4 protein-coding genes are annotated in these 3,281 nt (G+C 63.5%); 1 reads left to right on the top strand and 3 read right to left on the bottom strand.

Annotated features, from left to right (window positions below):
- Positions 1-1,369: endopeptidase La (gene lon / locus ABY454_RS12155; RefSeq protein WP_372931011.1), on the top strand; the 1,369-nt coding region annotated here is incomplete at its 5' end.
- On the opposite strand, the gene ABY454_RS12150 is transcribed toward lon, so the two are convergent.
- From ABY454_RS12150 to ABY454_RS12140, 3 genes are all read right to left on the bottom strand, one after another.
- Complete coding sequence (locus ABY454_RS12150) at positions 1,361-2,254, bottom strand: hypothetical protein (protein ID WP_372931010.1); 894 nt, start codon at positions 2,252-2,254, stop codon at positions 1,361-1,363. The genes lon and ABY454_RS12150 overlap by 9 nt on opposite strands.
- Positions 2,254-2,412 carry a cbb3-type cytochrome oxidase assembly protein CcoS gene (ccoS, locus tag ABY454_RS12145; RefSeq protein WP_372931008.1) on the bottom strand — a complete coding sequence of 53 codons (159 nt, stop codon included), beginning with the start codon at positions 2,410-2,412 and terminating at the stop codon, positions 2,254-2,256. Before ccoS ends, ABY454_RS12150 begins: the two co-directional genes overlap by 1 nt.
- The coding region (locus ABY454_RS12140; RefSeq protein WP_372931006.1) for an HAD-IC family P-type ATPase at positions 2,409-3,281 on the bottom strand (873 nt) is incomplete at its 5' end. The genes ccoS and ABY454_RS12140, both read right to left, overlap by 4 nt.

Below are 3,281 nucleotides of genomic sequence, written 5' to 3'. Positions count from 1 at the left end.
GCGCAAGCTCAACCCTAACGGCAAGAGCCCGATCCTGTGCTTCGTCGGTCCGCCCGGCGTCGGCAAGACCTCGCTCGGCCAGTCCATCGCCCGTGCCATGGGCCGCAAGTTCGGCCGCATCAGCCTAGGCGGCGTGCATGATGAGGCGGAAGTCCGAGGCCACAGACGGACTTACATCGGCGCACTGCCAGGAAACATCATCCAGGCCCTGCGCAAAGCCGAGACGCGGAACCCTGTGTTCATGCTCGACGAGATGGACAAGCTCAGCGCGAGCTTCCAGGGAGACCCCTCCGCCGCGCTGCTGGAGGTGCTCGACCCTGCGCAGAATTCCACCTTCCGCGACAACTATCTTGGCGTGCCGTTCGATCTCTCCAAGGTGATGTTCATTGGCACGGCGAATGTGCTGGACCAGATTCCGGGACCGTTACGCGACCGCATGGAGGTTATCGAGATCCCCGGTTATACCGAGGACGAAAAGGTTGAAATCGCCAAGCGATACCTTGTCAAACGTCAGCTGGAGGATTCCGGCCTGACGCCCGAGCAGTGCGAGATCACCGAGGAGGCGATCCGCGCGATCATCAGCGGCTATACGCGTGAGGCCGGCGTCCGCAATTTGGAGCGCGAGATCGGCGCCATCTGCCAGCGCGTCGCCATGCAGGTAGCTGAAGGCAAAGAGACGCACAGGCGCATTGAGGAGAAGGACCTCCACGAGATCCTGGGCGCGCACAAGTTCGAGGGCGAAGTCGCCATGCGCACCAGCGTTCCCGGCGTTGCCACTGGGCTTGCCTGGACGCCGACGGGCGGCGATATCCTATTCGTCGAATGCGCCCGTGTGCCCGGCAACGGCAAGCTGATCCTCACCGGCCAACTTGGCGACGTGATGAAGGAGAGCGCACAAGCCGCGCTCAGCCTGGTGAAGGCGCGCGCCGGCAAGCTTGGCATCGACCAAAGCGTGTTCGTAAAGTCCGACATTCATTTGCATGTGCCGGCCGGCGCCATTCCCAAGGACGGCCCCTCCGCGGGCGTCGCCATGTTCATCGCCATCACCTCTCTGCTGACTGGCCGCACGGTGCGCAACGACGTCGCCATGACCGGCGAGATCTCCTTACGCGGCCTCGTGCTGCCCATCGGCGGGGTGAAGAACAAGGTGCTGGCCGCGGTCCGTGCCGGCATCGACACGGTCATGCTGCCCGAGCGCAACAAGAAGGACTTTGAGGACGTGCCGGAAGCCGCACGCGATCTCGTCAAATTCGTCTGGATGTCGAACGTGGACGATGCCATCGGCACAGCACTGGAGCCCGCGAGCGGCGCCGCCGAGCACGACCCGAACGATCTCTCCGACGACCAGCGACGCCTGGCCTCAGGCTAACAGCAGCCCCGGGAAATGCGAATTGCAGGCCATGACATGGGTGATGGCCGCACGGTCATACTCATCACCTGAACGATAGGCGTCGAAATAGGCGTTGAGCGCCGCGACATGCTCTGGCATGGCATCGACCGCTTGCAAGCCCACCGAAACGCCGTAATTGGCGAAGGCAATCCGCACATGGGGCAGGTAGGGCTCGCGGGCGAAGTACCCCTCCTCCATCCACATCCGGCCCAGCATGGCAAGCGAGCGCTTGCGCTGGATCACGGCCCAGTCCTCTTCCGCGAAGAATTGGGTCATCCACAACATCATGCCGAGCCCGAGGTCTTGCGTGATCGTCAGCTCGCCCACGATCGTATTGACGAGCTCTCGCATCTCGGCGATTTCCGGCGCAAGCGCCTCTTCGTCGAGCAGCCGGTAGGACACATAGCCGTCGAAGGCATCGAGCGCACCAAAGCCATAACCGGGATAAGGCCCGCTCAGATCCTCCTGCATCTTCCAGATGACGCCCCGACCCGGGATCACGAAGGGCTCGTGGATGTCGCGCGCGAGTGCCACACCTTCCGCCTTATACTTAGGGTCGAAGCGCGACAGCACATGAAGCGCATAAAGCCATATGGCGAGGTAGTGGAAATACTGGCCGTCGCGGTCAGACTCCTCGCCAATGCGAATGCCGCGTTTCCGCCCCAGCACGCGCTTCACCTCCGACACAACCCAGAAGGCTTCGTCGAGGTATTTCTGTTCTTTGGTGGACTCGTAGAGCGAGGCGAGAAGGACGACGCCAAAGGCGTCTGTCCAGAGATAACGCAGGCCGTTGGGCCAGATTTTCTCGGCGCGCATCCAGGCAAGCTTATGAAGAACATAGTCGATGTCCTTCAGGCCGCGCATCACTTGCTCTCATCTTCCGGAGGGTCGTCCTCCAGCGCACGATAGGCGGCGCCGTCCATGTCCTCGAACTGGCCGGTCTTCAGCGCCCACAAGAAGGCCCCGAGGCCAAGCGCGCCGAGGATCAGCGCAGCGGGGATAAGCCAAGCCAGCGCCGTCATGACCGGCCTCCTCCGGCAAGACGCGCCGCGTTGAGTGTGACCAGGATCGAAGAGGTGGACATCACGATCGCGGCGATCAGCGGCGTGACGAAGCCCGCCATGGCCAGCGGCACGCAGATCACATTGTAGACCGCCGCAACGCCGAAGTTCTGAAACGCCATGCGGTGCGCGCGGCGGCCTGTGTGAATTGCCTCGGCAACCGGCTCCAGCTTCGCGCCTTGGAACACGAAGTCGGCGGCGCGTTGGCTGATATCGGCGGCACTCGCCGGCGAGATAGAGGCATGGGCCGCGGCAAGCGCCGGCGCATCGTTAAGGCCGTCGCCGGCCATGAGCACTTTGTGCCCGTCACGCAACCGCGCATCGAGCCACGCGATCTTGTCGGCGGGCTTCATCTCCGCTTCCCACACATCGATTCCTGCCGCACGGGCAGTGCGCGCGACAACGCCCGTGCGATCGCCCGACAACAACGCCACTGCGAAGCCGCGCGCCTGCAAGCCTGCGACCGTCTCCTTGGCGTCCACTCGCATGGCATCGGCAAAGCGGAACCGTACTGGTGCCTCCCCGCTGCGCCGATACCAAACCTCCGCGCCGTCTCCCTCCGATATCTCGGTCGCAGCACCGCACCACGCGGCAGAGCCCAACCGCTCTTCGCCGTGCGACGTGTGGCGCAACAGCCCCTCGCCGGCCGTCTCCTCGACGCCGGTCGCCGGCACGACTTTTCTCAAACGCTGCTCCGCCGCGGCTACGATCGCCTTCGAATAGGGGTGATTGCTGCTGGCGGCAAGCTGCGCCGCGGACGCTAAAACATCCTCCGAAATGCCTTCTACATCAAAGAGTTGCGGCTTCCCAAGAGTCAACGTTCCGGTCTT

It is taken from the genome of Methyloceanibacter sp. (genome assembly GCF_041573655.1).
In the GTDB taxonomy this organism is placed as follows: domain Bacteria; phylum Pseudomonadota; class Alphaproteobacteria; order Rhizobiales; family Methyloligellaceae; genus Methyloceanibacter.
The sequence above is the reverse complement of the archived record's forward strand: the minus strand, read 5'-3'. Positions and strand labels throughout refer to the sequence as shown.

Coding starts and splice junctions, on each gene's coding strand:
- ccoS (WP_372931008.1), bottom strand. CDS start 2,412: ATGACGGCGCTGGCTTGGCTTATCCCCGCTGCGCTGATCCTCGGCGCG.
- ABY454_RS12150 (WP_372931010.1), bottom strand. CDS start 2,254: ATGCGCGGCCTGAAGGACATCGACTATGTTCTTCATAAGCTTGCCTGG.